9 protein-coding genes are annotated in these 16,261 nt (G+C 35.0%); 6 read left to right on the top strand and 3 right to left on the bottom strand.

Annotated elements, in window-relative coordinates; translation table 11 throughout:
* Nucleotides 1-49: 49 nt before the first annotated feature.
* From T410_RS12250 to T410_RS12240, 3 genes are all read right to left on the bottom strand, one after another.
* On the bottom strand, nucleotides 50-1,822 hold the full coding sequence (locus T410_RS12250; RefSeq protein ID WP_035672131.1) for a DNA mismatch repair protein: 1,773 nt from the start codon (nucleotides 1,820-1,822) through the stop codon (nucleotides 50-52).
* Nucleotides 1,823-1,939: 117 nt separating this feature from the next.
* Nucleotides 1,940-2,773, bottom strand: a complete 834-nt coding sequence (locus T410_RS12245; RefSeq protein WP_035672128.1) for a universal stress protein — start codon at nucleotides 2,771-2,773, stop codon at nucleotides 1,940-1,942.
* 142 nt (nucleotides 2,774-2,915) lie between these two features.
* Nucleotides 2,916-3,746, bottom strand: a complete 831-nt coding sequence (locus tag T410_RS12240; protein WP_035672126.1) for a universal stress protein — start codon at nucleotides 3,744-3,746, stop codon at nucleotides 2,916-2,918.
* A gap of 177 nt (nucleotides 3,747-3,923) precedes the next feature.
* Between T410_RS12240 and mnmE the strand changes: the two genes are divergently transcribed.
* The 6 genes from mnmE (at nucleotide 3,924) to T410_RS12210 (ending at nucleotide 16,095) form a co-directional block, all read left to right on the top strand.
* Nucleotides 3,924-5,312, top strand: a complete 1,389-nt coding sequence (gene mnmE, locus T410_RS12235) for a tRNA uridine-5-carboxymethylaminomethyl(34) synthesis GTPase MnmE (RefSeq protein ID WP_035672124.1) — start codon at nucleotides 3,924-3,926, stop codon at nucleotides 5,310-5,312.
* A gap of 273 nt (nucleotides 5,313-5,585) precedes the next feature.
* Nucleotides 5,586-7,262: a type I restriction-modification system subunit M gene (locus tag T410_RS12230; protein ID WP_035672122.1), complete on the top strand. Its 1,677-nt coding sequence runs from the start codon at nucleotides 5,586-5,588 to the stop codon at nucleotides 7,260-7,262.
* The gene (locus T410_RS16525; protein ID WP_051929414.1) at nucleotides 7,262-8,515 is read left to right on the top strand and encodes a restriction endonuclease subunit S; all 1,254 of its coding nucleotides are present in this window, start codon (nucleotides 7,262-7,264) and stop codon (nucleotides 8,513-8,515) included. Before T410_RS12230 ends, T410_RS16525 begins: the two co-directional genes overlap by 1 nt.
* 112 nt (nucleotides 8,516-8,627) lie before the next feature.
* Nucleotides 8,628-9,284: a transposase gene (locus T410_RS12220; protein WP_035672120.1), complete on the top strand. Its 657-nt coding sequence runs from the start codon at nucleotides 8,628-8,630 to the stop codon at nucleotides 9,282-9,284.
* A gap of 1 nt (nucleotide 9,285) precedes the next feature.
* Nucleotides 9,286-12,165, top strand: a complete 2,880-nt coding sequence (locus tag T410_RS12215; protein ID WP_035672117.1) for a type I restriction endonuclease subunit R — start codon at nucleotides 9,286-9,288, stop codon at nucleotides 12,163-12,165.
* 519 nt (nucleotides 12,166-12,684) lie between these two features.
* The gene (locus T410_RS12210; protein ID WP_035672115.1) at nucleotides 12,685-16,095 is read left to right on the top strand and encodes a DUF2126 domain-containing protein; all 3,411 of its coding nucleotides are present in this window, start codon (nucleotides 12,685-12,687) and stop codon (nucleotides 16,093-16,095) included.
* The last annotated feature ends 166 nt before the right edge of the window (nucleotides 16,096-16,261 follow it).

Raw genomic sequence — 16,261 nt, 5'->3', positions numbered from 1 at the left:
ATGAAGTTGCGGTTTTTTGTTTTTTAATGATTTCTAATATACCTATTTGTTATATAACACCCATTTTTTTCATTAGGAACGTAGCACTTCTATTTTTACAAATACCGTCCCGTAGTTTGTAATCAAAATGCAGATCATCATTTATAATCTCTACTTCAAAACATTTGTTGGTGAGAACATTTGGATATTCATTTGTAGTCAAACAAACCTCTATATCATGTGTAGCGATAGCTCCAATAGCTTTTTTGCCAATTATTTTTTTTACCACTTCTATCGTTCCATTTCGTTTATCATCTGAATTGGTTCCGCGTAAAATTTCATCTAATAAAACAAATGCAGATCCATTTTCTAATTCGTCCATAATTTGCTTTAAGCGTTTAATCTCGGCAAAGAAATACGATTCACTATCAGACAACGAATCTGATAATCGCATGGACACTAAAACAGGCAATGGATGAACATTAGCCTGACTGGCACAAACTGGCGAACCCATTCCTGACAAAACCATATTGATACCCAAACTTCTCAAAAAAGTACTTTTGCCTGACATATTAGAACCTGTCAAAATCATGAAGGACTCAGGATGAAAACTCACATCATTGCCCACCCTCGTTTTTTCATTTAGCAACGGATGACTTAAATTAGTGAAATCTATTTCGAAATTAGCATTCAATGCGGGATATACAAATTCAGGATTGTTATAGGAAAGATTCGCCAAACTATTCAACATTTCAAATTCACCAATAACTTCCAACCAATCTTCCAAAGCCTCAGTATGGTCTTTTTTCCACTGAATTAATCCTTTTAACACATGGAAATTAAATAAAAAAGTTCCGTTGAATACTAATCCCGTTACAAAATTTCCAATGGTGTCCATATTAGAAAATAATGAGGCCAATTGTTTCAAATGGATGCTTGCATTTTCTTTTTTAAAGGTTAGTTTCTGTTGCAAATCGATTAATTTTTCAGACTGAAAAGACTCATTCTCGATTTTTTGCATCAATAAACCATATTGATTAATGATTTTATCAATGCTGGATGCATTTGCAATTTCTATTTGAATTCGTTTTAAAAAATTGCCCATAAAACCTAAATTAAAAACAAATAGAACTGACAATACCGATAAAAACGCTGTATTTGATGTAATTAAATACCCCACAAAAGTCCCAAGAAAAAGTACTGGCGCAATAAAAGAAACCAAAATACTCATTTTTGACAACGGAGTACTTTCAAATTTATTCCATTGTAGTAAAGCATTATAACTAGTTTTATTATCGTTACTTATTTTGGCCAAAGCCAAAAACTCCTGACGCCAATCTATTTTTTTGGATAATTCTTTTACAGCTTTATGGTTTCTGAGAATCTCATCGTTTGGCAAAATCGCTAAAAGTTGTTTTGCCAATGTTTTTTTTCCTATGAATGTGGCGGTTCTATTCAAATTTTGAAATAAGGAATGTTCACCGAAAATATCCAAATCATACGCATAGGGATGATGAAAATCATTGAATTCCTGTCCGTTTTCAAAAGGGATTTTTTTTCTTTCCAAATAAGATATTTCATTTTCATTAATATCCAATAATGCTTGTTTGATTTGTTTTTGAAAAACTAGCTTGGAATGAAAGCGCATCAAGACAATAAATAAGCCAAAAAGAAATACTGATAAAGCAATAAAAACAGTTTCGTTTGTTTTTATATAATAATACATGGACACTAAAAAAAGTACAATAGTGAGAAGCCTGAAAAAGCTAATACTATTGTACTTTTTATTGATTGCATTTAGCGCTGTTGAAAAGCTTTCTTTGTTTACTTTGTATACTTCCATAATTCATTTAATAAACTACAAATATAACGCTTACAAAGGCATTTAACTCACCCAAACAGAAGTAATAATTAAATCTAATTCCTACAAATAAAAACTATTTAGCGTAATTAAAATATTTTACTCGATGTGAATCGTTAAAATTGGAATATCAAAATTTGGCACCATTTTTTTAGTAAAACTTGGTTTAAACAATCCTTCAAAAAAGCCTCTTTTATAAGTAAGCATCGTCAACACATCAATCTCTTTGTAGAGAATAAAATCCAATATGATTTCTTTTATTTCATCGCTGGTAATAACAAAAAATTCTACAGGTTCTTGCATAAACTCAGTCTCCCATTTATCAATAGTATCTTTTGAAACATCAGAACTACTGGTTTTTACGTAGAGACATTTCACTTTAGCATTCGTTTTCTTGGCAATATCCAAAACCAATTTTAATGCTTTTTTATCTTTAGTTCTAAAACGGGTTGTAAAACCTATAGTTTCAATTTTTTTAAATTTAGCTTCTAATGGAACACATAACATAGGGACATCAATACTAATTATAGCAGAACCAGCATTGCTTCCCACAAAAAAAGCTTCCCATCCAGTAACGCCAGAGGTTCCCATTACAACAAAATCAATTTTATCTTCTTTCACCGCCCTTTTAATATTAAAAAGTAAATCACCATCCATAAGCCGGTGCGACATCTTAATTTTATCGAGATTGCGTTCTTCAGCTATGGCACGCAGTTTAGGAATTTCGTCTTTGAACATTTCAAATTGAGCTAACTCCAATGAATCATAAATAACTGCATAATTTTCAGGAAAAAACTGATTATCAAATACAGGCAAATCAAATGTGTGCAATAAAATGAGTTCACCTTGAACTATTTTTGCAAATTCTAAAGCATGTACAAAGGCATTATTGGCCACTTCAGAAAAATCTGTTGGAAATAGGATTCTTTTCATTTTATTAAGTATTAATAAGGTTCATTTATCAAATTTAAACATATCCACAATCATTTAACATGATAATTATCAGGTATTTGTATTTTACAAACACAAATAAAACCTTGACTGAAAGAAAGTTAATGCGCAATTATTGCATTTATTATTCATGAATAGCTAAAATTGGAATATCAACATGAAAAGCCAATTTCTTTGAAAGACTGATTTGAAATAATTTTTCAAAGAAATTTCTATGATACACAAGCATTGCAATCGTATTAATTTTATGCAATTCAATAAAACTTAAAATAACTCCCTCCACATCATTACTTTTAATGGTATGGAGCGCTATATCAAGATTTTCAACAATAGTTTTCCAATCGTCAGTAAAATCATTTTTACCTTCATGCTCGTGTTGCTGAACATACAAACAATCAATATGTGCGTTTAATAAATGAGCCAATTGCATCACTTTCTTAAAAGCATTAAAGTCATTTGGCTTAAATTGTGTTACAAAAAGTATTCTTTTTATGGGTTGATATTGGCAATGTGAAGGAATTGCAAAAACAATTGCTTTAACATCATCCATAATTTTGGTTGTGACGGTGCCTAAAAAAGTTTCTTTTAATCCTGTCGCACCTTTAGTGCCCATAACCACAAAATCGATACTTTCATCTTCCGTTATTTTTTCAATTTCATCAATCAAATTTCCCATTACTAAGACATGACTCACTTTAATGTGTCCCAAATTATTTTCTTCGGCAATAACTCTTAAAACAGGAACTTCATCTCTGTAATTCTCAAAATTACTTAACTCCGTAACTTCATAAACTTCATTTAAATAAGCCGAAAAATCTACAAATTTTGGTTGCAACATTTGATACACATGCAATGTAATAATATCGGCATGAATCGCTTCTGCCAATTTCAATGCATATATGAAAGCATTTTTAGAAACCTCCGAAAAGTCAGTGGGAAATAGGATTTTTTTCATGCTTTTATTAATTTATTACAAATCAAATACTTACATAAAATTACAAAACAAATAATGAAATAATATGATAATTAGCAGTTTGGCAAATTTTTAACTAAAAATAAAGTCAATGGTTTTGTAAGCCCATCTTGTTGCAACGTCAATTTTACTTACTTTTGCATAAAATTGAATAAAAATATGATTTCTCACGATTCCATAGTGGCACTGGCAACTCCTTCGGGAGCTGGAGCAATAGCAGTAATCCGAATTTCCGGAGATGATGCCATTACTATTGGCAATACTGTTTTTAAATCCATTAAAAACAAAAATTTAACCAACCAAAAAACGCATACATTACATTTAGGTCATATTATAGATGACAACAAAACTTTGGACGAAGTGTTAGTTTCAATTTTTAAAGGCCCAAATTCTTATACGGGCGAAAATACAATAGAAATTTCCTGTCACGGTTCTACTTATATCCAACAACAAATTATCCAGTTATTGCTACGCAAAGGGTGTCGTATGGCTGATCCTGGTGAATTTACACTCAGAGCATTCCTAAACGGAAAACTGGATCTTTCCCAAGCAGAGGCAGTTGCCGATTTAATTTCATCAGATAATGAAGCTTCACACCAAATTGCGATGCAACAAATGCGAGGCGGTTTCTCCAATGAAATTGCCAAACTGCGTGAAGAATTATTGAATTTTGCTTCGTTAATTGAACTCGAATTAGACTTTGCTGAAGAAGATGTGGAATTTGCTGACAGAACCCAATTTCATGAGTTGTTAAACAGAATCGAATTTGTATTGAAACGACTAATCGATTCATTTGCTGTTGGTAATGTAATCAAAAACGGAATTCCCGTTGCTATTGTGGGCGAACCCAATGTAGGGAAATCGACTCTTTTGAATGCTTTATTGAATGAAGAACGCGCCATTGTCTCAGAGATTGCAGGAACTACCCGCGATACAATTGAAGATGAATTAGTGATTGGCGGCATCGGTTTTCGATTCATCGACACAGCAGGAATTCGGGAAACAGAAGATGTTGTGGAAAGCATTGGGATTCGTAAAACTTTTGAAAAAATTGAACAGGCTCAAGTGGTCGTTTTTCTATTTGACAGTTCTGAGTTTAAAGTTTCAGGTTTAAAGTTGAAAGTGGAACTGGAAAAAATCAAGAATCAATTTCCATTGAAACCACTACTAATTATTGGAAATAAAGCCGATAAATTAGAAGAAACTGAAATCCAAAATATCAAATTAGAAATTCCAGAAATCTTACTTATATCTGCCAAAGAAAAACTGGGCGTTGAGGATTTAAAAAATCAATTGCTCTCGTTTGTGAACACTGGCGCTTTACGAAATAACGAAACAATTGTAACTAATACAAGACATTACGATTCATTACTAAAAGCTTTGGAAGAGATACAAAAAGTAAAGTTTGGACTAGAAACCAACTTGTCCAGTGACCTGATGGCTCTTGATATCAAGGAAGCTTTATATCAGTTTGGGATGATTACCGGTCAGGTTACAAACGATGAATTATTAGGAAATATATTTGCTAATTTCTGCATCGGAAAGTAATTTTTTACTAAAAAACAATTCATAAAAGCCTCGGTAATTTATTATTGAGGCTTTGCTATTTTAGGGTATCTGTTAAATATAAACCCAGTGGGTATAATTAGCATTTAATTATAATTTCGTCAGTTCGAGTGATTTTCGATAGATTACGAAGTTTCGGGAGGATTGAGAACAAGAAAGTTTATTGACTTTACGGTTTTCCTCATTACACTTCATTATATATTCTATACTTTAGCATTTGTAAAGATTTTAATTCAAAACAATTTTTAAACCTTAATGGCAGCCGAACAAAAACAAAAATTAGAACAACAACTTTGGAATATCGCCAACACTCTTCGTGGGAAAATGGACGCCGATGATTTCAGGGATTACATATTAGGTTTTATTTTCTACAAGTACCTGAGTACTAAAATGGATTTGTATGCCAACACGATCCTAAAACCAGACGGTTTAACTTTCCAAGAAATAGAAGGACATCCTGAGGAAGCTTTGTTAATGCAGGAAATAAAACAACTATCGATTGATAAATTAGGCTTTTTCTTAGAACCAGCCGATTTGTTTTCGGAATTAGCACGAAGAGGAAACGCAGGCGGAAAAAACAATTTCATCCTTGGGGATTTAGCCAAAGTTTTGACTCATATTGAGCAAAGCACGATGGGTTCTGAAAGTGAAGAAGATTTTGGTAACTTGTTTTCTGACCTCGATTTAACCTCTCATAAACTTGGAAAATCCGAAGCGGACAAAAACGATCTCATCGTAAAAGTCTTGGTGCATCTGGATGAAATCGACTTTGATTTAGAAAATACCGATAGCGATGTTCTGGGCGATGCTTACGAATATTTGATAGGACAGTTTGCCAGTGGCGCAGGCAAGAAAGCAGGTGAATTCTATACCCCACAACAAGTAAGCAGCGTTTTGGCACAACTGGTAACGGTGGGCAAAGACCAACTCAAAAGCGTTTATGACCCAACTTGTGGCTCAGGTTCGTTATTGTTGCGAGTAGCCAAAGAAGTAAAAGACGTAAGTGCTTTTTACGGACAAGAAATGAATCCTACGACCTACAACTTGTGTCGCATGAACATGATTATGCACGACGTACACTACAAGCGTTTTGACATTAAGAACGAAGATACTCTGGAACGCCCGCAACATTATGATATGCGTTTTGAAGCCATTGTGGCCAATCCTCCTTTTTCTGCAAATTGGAGTGCCAGCCCTTTGCACATGAACGACGAGCGTTTCTCAGCCTATGGGAAACTTGCTCCAAGTAGCAAAGCCGATTTTGCCTTTGTGCAACACATGGTGCACCAGCTTGCTGATAACGGAACCATGGCCATCGTGCTCCCTCACGGTGTTTTGTTTCGTGGCGGTGCCGAAGGACACATACGCGAATATTTGATAAAAGAGAAGAATTACCTCGATGCCGTTATAGGCTTGCCAGCCAATATTTTTTACGGAACGAGTATCCCAACTTGTATTTTGGTTTTGAAGAAAGACCGAAACAAGGATGCTGAGCGCAGTCGAAGTATTTTGTTTATAGATGCCAGCCAACATTTTGAAAAGGTGAAAACCCAAAACGTGTTGCGTACCGAGGATATTGATAAAATTATTAGCACCTACGAAAACCGAACCGAAGAAGATAAATACAGCAAAAATATTATAATACACCGTACAGACGCGATTGATTGTACAGACGCGATTGATCGTACAGACGCGATTGATCGTACAGACGCGATTAATCGTACAGACGCGATTAATCGCGTCTCTACCACCATTGCCGAAAACGATTACAACCTGAATATTCCTCGTTATGTAGATACGTTTGAAGAAGAAGATGCCATAGATTTAAAAGCCATAACCACTGAATTACGGGAATTAGCAGACCTTGGTAAAACAACGGATGAAACAATCGAGGGTTTTTGTACTGAATTAGGAATTGAAACACCATTTTAATGATGAGCTATCAAAATAATATACCGCAATTGCGATTTAATGGATTTGATGGTGAATGGGAAACCTGTTTATTAAGTGATGTTACTAAATATATCAAAGGTTACGCATTTAAATCTGAGGATTATCAAGATAATGGTGTGAGGATTATTCGAGTTTCTGACTTATCATCAGATCGCATAAAAAATGATGTTGAAAAAGTTTATATTGATGAAATTAAATCAAAAATTTATGATAAATATAAATTAAGAAAAGGAAATATAGTAGTTACTACTGTTGGTTCTAAGCCAGAAATGCTAGAATCCGCTGTTGGAAGAGGTATATATATTAATAATGAAAATGAAGGATTATTAAATCAAAATATGCTGAAATTTGAAAACATTAAAAATGTTAATAATGGATTTATTATTGGATTGATAAATACAAAGCGATACCAACATTATATGAAAAGTATTGCTAGAGGAAATGCAAATCAAGCAAATATTACTGTTGTTGATTTGCTACAATATGAAATTTCATTTCCTACCCTCCCAGAACAACAAAAAATCGCTTCTTTTTTAAGTGCGGTAGATGAAAAAATACAGCAACTTTCCCGCAAAAAGGAATTGATATCCCAATACAAAAAAGGCGTAATGCAACAGTTGTTCTCTGGAAAATTGAGGTTTAAAGACGAGAATGGAAAAGATTATGCGGATTGGGAAGAGAAAAAGTTGGGAGAGATTGCAAAATATTATGATGGAACTCATCAAACACCAAATTATGTTGAAACAGGAATACCTTTTTACAGTGTAGAACATGTAACAGCAAATCAATTTACAAAATCAAAATATATATCAGAAGAGGTATTTGAAAAAGAAAATAAACGAGTAAAACTTGAAAAAGGTGATATTTTGATGACTAGAATTGGAGATATCGGTACATCTCGTTTAATTGATTGGGATATAAAGGCATCATTTTATGTAAGTCTAGCACTTATTAAACAAAATGACAAATATAATTCAACGTTTTTAAATCAATATATATCATCTGTTAATTTTCAAAAAGAATTATGGGCTAATACAATTCATGTAGCTTTTCCAAAAAAAATTAATCTTGGAGAAATCGGAAAATGTAAAATTAAATTTCCTTCCCTTCCAGAACAACAAAAAATCGCCAATTTTTTATCGAATATCGATGCCAAAATAGAAAACGTTACGGGGGAAATAGGAAAAACGCAATTATTCAAAAAAGGATTGTTGCAGCAAATGTTTGTGTAATGCAACGTAGAGACGCGATTAATCGCGTCTGTACAATGAATGCGATCGATTAAATCAAAATAGAATGAATCGAAAATTCATTATGAAAAGAAGATTGATAAAATAATGAAATATGAAAAAATTTCAGAATAAATATCGAATACCATCCGCCCGATTGCAAAATTGGGATTATGGCGAAAATGGAGCGTATTTCATCACAATATGCACCAAAAATATGGCGTGTTATTTTGGCGACGTAGAGACGCGATTAATCGCATCTCTACACGATAATGATGATGATGCAAAATGCGAAATGCAATTGAATGAATTAGGGAAAATTGCCCATCGCAATTGGGAAAATATTCCAAATCAATTTCCTTACATTGAATTGGGTAATTTTGTGATTATGCCCAATCATATGCATGGGATATTAATAATCAATAAAATGAAATTGCCATCCGATGCCGCAGAGACGCGATTAATCGCGGCTAATAGTGATGATGATGATAATACAGAGACGCGATTAATAGCGCCTGCCCAAACCCAAAGTGAAAATAAAAAAGGAGGATTTGCAGGCGATAAAAATCCGATGTTAAATGAAAATATATCACGCATCATTAGGTGGTATAAAGGAAGATGCAGTTTTGAAATGCGTAAAATTCATGCTGATTTTGAATGGCTTTCGCGATTTCACGATCATATTATTAGAGATTCAAAAGCATTCGAAAGAATACAAACCTATATAGAAAACAACCCTTCCAAATGGAAAGAAGATAAATTTCACAACTAAAATGAGCCATCAATCCGAAGCAGTACTAGAAAACAACCTAATCAAGCAATTGCGGGGTTTAGATTATGCGTCCGTAGCCATTCCCGATGGCGAAACGCTAGTTTCCAACCTACAAAGGCAATTAGAAGTTTTTAACGAAACCAATTTTACAGCCAAAGAGTTTGACGCTATTATCAATCATTTAGCCAAAGGCAATGTGTTTGAAAAAGCCAAAACGCTGCGAGATCGTTTTCAATTGACCAAGGAAGATGGCACTTCGTTTTATGTTCGTTTTTTTAATGCGGAAGACAATAGCAAAAATTTATTTCAAGTTAGCAATCAAATCAGTCTGGAAGGAAGCTACAAGAACCGTTTTGATGTCACGCTTTTGGTCAATGGTTTGCCTTTGGTACAAATAGAACTCAAACGTTCAGGCTTAGAAATTAAAGAAGCATTTAACCAAATTAATCGCTACCAATTGCATTCTTTTTGGAGCAATCACGGCTTGTTTCAATACGTACAATTGTTTGTGATAAGCAATGGCGTGAACACCAAATATTTGGCAAATAACAAATTGCAATCCGTAAAACAAACCTTCTTTTGGGCGGATGCCAATAATAAAAATATTACCGAGTTAACCGAGTTTGCAGCTGCTTTTTTGAATCCCACTCATTTGGGCAAAATGGTAGCGCATTATATCGTGATTAACGAAACCCATAAAGTGATGATGGTGTTGCGACCGTATCAATATTTTGCCACGGAAGCAATTATTCATCAAGTTAAAAACTCTAGTGAAAACGCTTACATTTGGCACACCACAGGTTCGGGTAAAACCTTAACTTCGTTCAAGGCAAGCCAAATCGTGATGGATTTGCCTGAGGTTTACAAAGTCGTTTTTGTAGTCGATAGAAAAGATTTGGATTTTCAGACTATGAATGAATTCAATGCTTTCAAAAAAGACAGCGTTGATGTTACGGATAACACACAATCCTTGGTACGGCAATTAACGGATAATACCAAGTTGGTTTTAACCACAATTCAAAAATTAAACAATGCGGTTTCAGAACGATTTGCAGGTAAAATAGAATCGTTACGCCATAAGAAAATCGTCTTTATATTTGATGAATGCCACCGCTCCCAATTTGGAGAAACCCACGATAGAATTACTAAATTCTTTGACAAAAGTCAGTTAATCGGTTTTACAGGAACACCCATATTTGCCGAAAACGCTTCCAAGAATGATTTAGGGAAACGCACCACCAAAGATTTATTTGGCAACTGCCTGCATAAATACGTGATTACTGATGCTATTCGGGATGAAAACGTATTGCGTTTTGGGATTGAATATGTGGGGAAATACAAAAACAAAAGCAATTCTTTTATCGACATCGAAGTCGAAGATATAGATAAGCAAGAGGTTTTGGATTCGGAAAAGCGAATCAATAAAATTGTCGATTACATCATTGCCTATCACAATCAGAAAACCTTTAGTCGAGATTACTCAGCACTTTTGGCGGTAAGCAGTATTAATAATGTGATTCAGTATTACGACCTTTTCCAACAAAAGAAAGCGGCAGGAGAACACGATTTGCGTATTGCCACTATTTTTACCTATGGTGCCAATGAAGATTCAGACGAAGCACAAGATTTTCTTCCTGATGATGAAGTCGATTTTGATGTTTTGGCAGAACCTCAAACCAGTTATCAAGGAAAGCACACCCGAGACAAACTAGAAAGTTACATTTGCAATTATAACAGGATGTACGGCACAAGCTACTCAACAAAAGACAGTGAATCATTTCAAAAATATTTTCAAAATATTAGCAAACGATTAAAAGACCGAGAAAAGGAAAATTTCGACAATGAGAAAGACCGTTTAGACCTTGTAATTGTAGTAAATATGATGCTTACGGGTTTTGATGCCAAAAAAGTAAATACGCTTTATGTGGATAAAAACTTGAAGCAACACGGTTTGATACAAGCTTTTTCGAGAACCAATCGAATCCTTGGAGAACAGAAGTCACAAGGAAACATTTTATCCTTTAGAAACCTCAAAAAAGCCACAGACGATGCGATTACTTTGTTTTCAAATAAAGAGGCTATTGAAGTAGTTACGATGCCCGATTATGAAAAAATAGCGGAGAAGTTTGACGAAGCTTTGAAACTCCTTCGAGAAATTGCACCAACCTACCAAAGCGTAAATGATTTGGAAAGTGAAGAAGCAGAAGCCCAATTTGTACAAGCTTTCCGAAAATTGATGCGAGCCATGAATGTTTTGCAATCCTATACTGATTTTGATTGGGAAGATTTATCCATTGACGAGCAGGAATTTGAGGATTACAAAAGCAAGTATTTAGACTTATACGAAAAGGTAAAACGAGATAGTGAAAAACAAAAAACTTCGATTCTCGATGACATCGATTTTGAATTAGAGTTAATCCACAGAGACCAAATCAATGTGGCGTATATCCTGAAATTATTAGCGCAATTGAAAGGAACAAAAACTGAATCGGCAGCCGCTGTACAAAGAAAAGCCATTATTGATTTATTGGGTGGCGATATTCAGTTACGAAGCAAACGGGAATTGATTCAGAAATTTATCGATGAGAATATGCCCCACATCAAAGACGGTGACAGCATTGAAGATGAATTTGAGAAATTCTGGCAAGACCAAAAAGTACTCGCATTAGGCAAACTATGCGAAGAGGAACACCTGGACAAAGCACAATTCAAATCACTTATTGACGCTTATATCTATAGCGGAAGAGAACCCATAAAAGACGAGGTTTTTCAATGTTTAGACAATAGACCAAGTGTTTTGCAAGCACGAACCATTGGTGATAGGATTATTACCAAAATGAAGGAGTTTGTGGAGGTCTTTGTGAAGGGAATGATGGCTTAAGGGGCGGCATTAGCTTATGGTTTGGATAAAAAAAATTAGCTTTCATACACTTATTGCAAATCAAAAAGTAATTGTATTAAAAAATTAGTACTAAAATAAGATTGGCATTATTTACAAGAGAAAAAGATTGGTATGTAATTATGAATTACAAGAATCCCTTTTTTTAAAACTAATATCCTACTAACTGCTATAAGCATAAATCAAAACAACACCCATTTTATATCAAAAAGCAGCATAATTTGTCAGCTTTACATTGGATAGGCCAATAAAAACTGCGCATTAAGTTACGCTACATTTTTGAAATTAATTTTAATAAAAAAATAGTTACTTCATAACATAGCACATTTGTTTTGTTAGTTTTACCTTCAATTTGAATTATTCTTAAAATAAAAACCGTAAATTATCATTTTAAAGGTATTTATAGATAAAACGCCCTTATTATTATCATATAAATTCGATAAATGGTGTTTTTTTTTCAATATTTGAATTAATCAAATAACATAAAAAAAGCACTTCCTTATGTCCATAAAAATAGCCATTTCACACAAAACAGCTTATAAATTTGATCGAAGTGTAAAACTATTTCCTCACATTTTTAGGCTTAGACCAGCGGCTCATTCCAGAACCTCTATTGAAGGTTATTCATTCAAAATTTATCCCGAAAATCATTTTATCAATTGGCAACAAGATCCTTTTGGAAATTATCAGGCGAGAGTGGTTTTTAACGAAAAAACAACCGAATTGCGAGTTGAAGTAGAGGTAATTGCGAAACTAGAAGTCATCAATCCTTTTGACTTTTTTATAGAAGAATACGCTGAAAACTTCCCTTTCCTATACGAAAACAAACTACACAAAGAATTATGGCCTTATCTCGAAGTAAGGGAAAATGAGCGAGGTTTCCGATTTGATAACTTTGTGTCACAATTGACTGCGAAAAAAGACTTAATAACTGTTGATTTTTTGGTTTTCGCCAATCAATTGGTATTTCAAACTTTAAACTACAATATCCGTCTCGAAGTAGGCGTGCAAACCTGCGAAGAAACGCTTGAAATTCAAAGCGGTTCTTGTCGTGATTTTGCTTGGCTATTGGTTCAGGCATTGCGCAGCATTGGTTTAGCGGCTCGATTTGTATCGGGTTATTTGGTTCAATTAACCTCTGACATAAAATCACTTGACGGTCCGTCAGGTCCTGAAAATGACTTTACCGATTTGCACGCTTGGGTAGAAGTTTATTTACCCGGAGCAGGCTGGATTGGACTCGATCCAACTTCTGGACTTTTTGCCGGCGAAGGACATATTCCCTTGTGTTGTACACCCGATTTTGAAAGTGCTGCTCCAGTAAGTGGTGCGAGTGAAGTTTGCCAAGTGGAATTTGAATTTGACAATACCGTAACCCGAATCCACGAAGATCCAAGAGTGACCAAACCATACACTGAACAGCAATGGGAAAACATTATGAAGGTGGGGAATGATGTCGAAAAAGACTTGATTGAAGGTGACGTTCGATTGACAATGGGAGGCGAACCTACTTTTGTTTCTATCGATGATTTTGAATCTCCTGAGTGGAATTCTACTGCTGATGGCCCATTGAAACGCAAACTCGCTTATGATTTAGCACTTCGATTAAAAGGTCGTTTTGCTCACGGTGGATTGCTTCATTTTGGACAGGGAAAATGGTATCCCGGTGAATTATTTCCGCGTTGGCAATATGCTTTATACTGGAGAAAGGATGGATTGCCGTTATGGAAAAATGACGCTCTGATTGCCAAAGAAGAGGGCGAAAAATTCACTTTTCACGATGCCGAACGTTTTGCCATTGAACTGACAAAATACTTGGGCATTGACATCAAAAATATAAATCCTACCTATGAAGATCCTATTTATTGGGCTTTGGAAGAAGGAAAATTGCCAGTTAACCTTGATCCGCTTGCTGTAAATCTAAAAGATTCTATTCAGCGCCATACACTTGCTAAATTATTGGAAAAAGGCTTGAACAATCCTTCGGGTTTTGTGTTGCCTCTAAAATGGATTCACACCACCAAAAATTGGGTCAGCTGTGTTTGGGAATTCCGAAGAGGACAATGTTATTTGATTCCCGGCAACTCCCCTATTGGCTTGCGTTTGCCTTTGGAATCTTTGCCAAAAGTGTCTAAAAATAAAAGAGAACAACCCGTTTCCCGAAGCTTATTCGAAGAGTTACCCCCATTAGGAGATTATCATCAATCTTTGGACGAAAGATATGGCAGTGCTTCGGCAACTTATAAAGCAGATGTTTCTTCAAAATCGAAAGAAGAAACCATAGAAAAGGAACCCTTATTATTTGAAGTGGAGACTTTTTCGACCGCAATGTGCGTAGAAGAACGTGACGGAATTATTTATGTTTTCTTACCGCCAACAGATTATTTAGAAACCTATTTAGACTTGATTGCCTCGGTAGAAAAAACTGCCGAAAAATTGCAAATCCCTGTTCGAATCGAAGGCTACCAGCCCGAAACCGATTATCGCATCGAAAAAATGATGGTAACTCCAGATCCTGGCGTTATCGAGGTCAATGTGCATCCAGCCAAATCGTGGCAAGAAATCGTGGACAATACCACCGCTTTATACGAAGAAGCTTTTCTTTCTCGTTTGGGAACCGATAAATTTATGGTTGATGGTAGACATACCGGCACAGGCGGAGGAAATCACGTAACTTTAGGAGCGGCAAAACCAGAAGATAGTCCGTTGTTGCGAAGACCTGATTTGTTGCGTAGTTTGATTACCTATTGGCAACATCATCCCGTTTTGAGTTACCTTTTTGCAGGACCATTTATTGGCCCAACGAGTCAAGCACCCAGAATTGACGAAGGTCGAGACGAACGATTGTATGAAATGGAAATTGCCTTTGAACAAATTCCGAAAGACAAAGACATTCCTTTTTGGATGGTCGATCGCATTTTTAGAAATCTACTGACTGACATAACAGGAAATACACATAGAACCGAATTTTGCATCGACAAATTGTATTCGCCAGATTCTTCAACTGGACGTTTAGGAATATTAGAATTACGTGCTTTTGATATGCCGCCACATAAACACATGAACTTGGTTCAAAACCTATTGGTTCGTTCTTTGGTAGCGAAATTTTGGAAAAACCCGTATGAGAAAAAACTAGTGCGTTGGGGAACTGAATTGCACGATAAATTCTTGTTGCCGCACTTTGCTTATCTCGATATGATTGATGTGGTTAACGATTTGAAAGAAGCGGGTTATGATTTTGACATTTCGTGGTTTGACCCCTTTTTTGAATTTAGATTCCCGCATCATGGAGGTATTACAGTTGATAATATTCAATTGGAAATCCGTTTGGGAATAGAACCTTGGCACGTTTTGGGCGAAGAATTGTCCAGCAATGGAACGGCTCGTTTTGTAGATTCTTCTCTCGAAAGATTACAGGTAAAAGTATCCGGAATTATACCTGAACGTCATATTTTATTGTGTAAAGGCTGTAGAATCCCCTTGAGAAGTACAGGAACCAAAGGCGAATATGTGGCTGGAATTCGGTATAAAGCCTGGAATCCACCATCAGCATTGCACCCTAATATTGGCGTAGATGTGCCTTTAGTTTTTGATATTGTAGATACTTGGAATGACAAATCAATTGGTGGTTGTACCTATTTTGTTTCGCATCCCGGAGGTCGAAGTTTTGAAACGTATCCTGTGAATAGTTATGAAGCCGAATCAAGAAAAATAAGTCGTTTTTGGGATTTTGGACATACGCCTTCAACTATTTCTGAACAAAGTGCACCGGTTATTAATACACCAACAGCTTCTAGATTTGTGGCACAAAACAAAACCAATTTAAAACCGGATACGCCCATAGAATTAGTTAATCCTGAATATCCGAATACTTTAGATTTGAGGCATTATTGGGTAGCAAAAAAACAATAGTTTATTTCAACAAAGCACAATCACTAGAACTAACAATATTTAATATTTAAAAAAAGAAAATCTGAGTAAATCCGCACAATCTGTGTAAAAATATTGCCATGCAGATCTTGTAGATTCGGCAGATTTAATAAAATTTAAATAATGAATTAACTAATTTTAAAACCGA

This window comes from Flavobacterium sp. 83, from assembly GCF_000744835.1.
Taxonomy (GTDB): domain Bacteria; phylum Bacteroidota; class Bacteroidia; order Flavobacteriales; family Flavobacteriaceae; genus Flavobacterium.
Note: the sequence above shows the minus strand (reverse complement) of the source record. Positions and strands in the feature narration are given on the sequence as shown.